This is a genomic window from Streptomyces sp. NPDC020362 (assembly GCF_040642095.1).
GTDB lineage: Bacteria > Actinomycetota > Actinomycetes > Streptomycetales > Streptomycetaceae > Streptomyces.
On sequence record NZ_JBFAET010000490.1, the window covers coordinates 1 to 1,081 of the forward strand.

Annotated in this window: 1 protein-coding gene; it reads left to right on the forward strand. The window is 78.5% G+C overall.

All coding sequences use genetic code 11. The annotated features are described in order from the left end of the window. Positions 1–255: 255 nt before the first annotated feature. A partial coding sequence (locus tag AB0H32_RS48435) for a DUF5682 family protein (protein ID WP_361136169.1) occupies positions 256–1,081 on the forward strand: 826 nt, incomplete at its 3' end.

Sequence of the window (1,081 nt, forward strand, 5' to 3'; positions counted from 1 at the left end):
CCGCGGCGGTGTGGCTGCGGTCTTTCGGTTCGGCGCCGGTGGTGTGAGGGGTGGCAGCAGGCTGCACCGAGCGGACAGCCGCCGGCCGGTGCGCCCGGCGGCGGTACGGGACACGGGACCGCAACGGACGGAGTGACGCCGGCCGGCACGTCCGGCACCAGTCCGGGACAGCGATCCGAGCCGGGCGGCCGGCCGCCGACCGGCACGCCCGGGGCCGGTCCGGGGCGCGGCTGTTCGGTGGAGGAGGGCAGCGTCGTGGGGGCGGTACCGGACGGTTCCGGTGTTGCCGGGCTCGCCGCCGCGCTCCGCTCCCGTCTCACCGGGCGCCCCGGTGACGACCTCTGGGACCGGCTGGTCGAGGCCACCGCCCCGGGTTCGTCGCCGGAGGCTCTCAGACGGGCGGCGCTGCTCACGGGGTGGGCGCTGCGCGAGGATGCGGCGGCTTCGGGAGGGGTGCCGGAGCTGGATCTGCGCCGGGAGCGGTGGATGCGCTCGTGCCTGGCTGCGGCCACGGCGAACGGCGAGCGTGCGGCCGTGATGGTGGGTGCCTTCCACGCTCCGGCGCTGCTGGCGCCGGCCGACGGCGAGGACGGCCGGCCCCTTCCGGCGGCCTCGGCGTGGACCACCTCGCTCATCCCCTACACCTACGCCCTGCTCGACGAGCGGTCCGGATATCCCGCCGGTATCCGGGACCCCGAGTGGCAGCACAGGGTGCTGGAGGCCGCCGGTGATCCCGCGGCGCTGGAGGAGGCGCTGACCGGGGCGGCCGTGCGGGTGTGTGCCGAACTGCGGGCGCTCGGGCACCCGTCCGGGCCCGCCGACGCCCGGGAAATCGTGCGGCTCGCCGGTGATCTGGCCCGGCTGCGGGGGCTGCCCGCGGCGGGCCGGGGCGAACTGGTCGAGGCCGTGCAGACGGTGCTCGCGCAGGGCGAGCCGTACGGGCGGGGGCGGGCGGTCGCGCGGGCGATGGAGACGGTGCTCGTCGGCAGCCGCGCCGGCCGTCCGGCGCCCGACGCGCCGCGCTGCGGGCTCGCTCCCGCGGTCGAGGCGGAGCTGGCCGCGCTGGGCCTGCCCGGCCCGG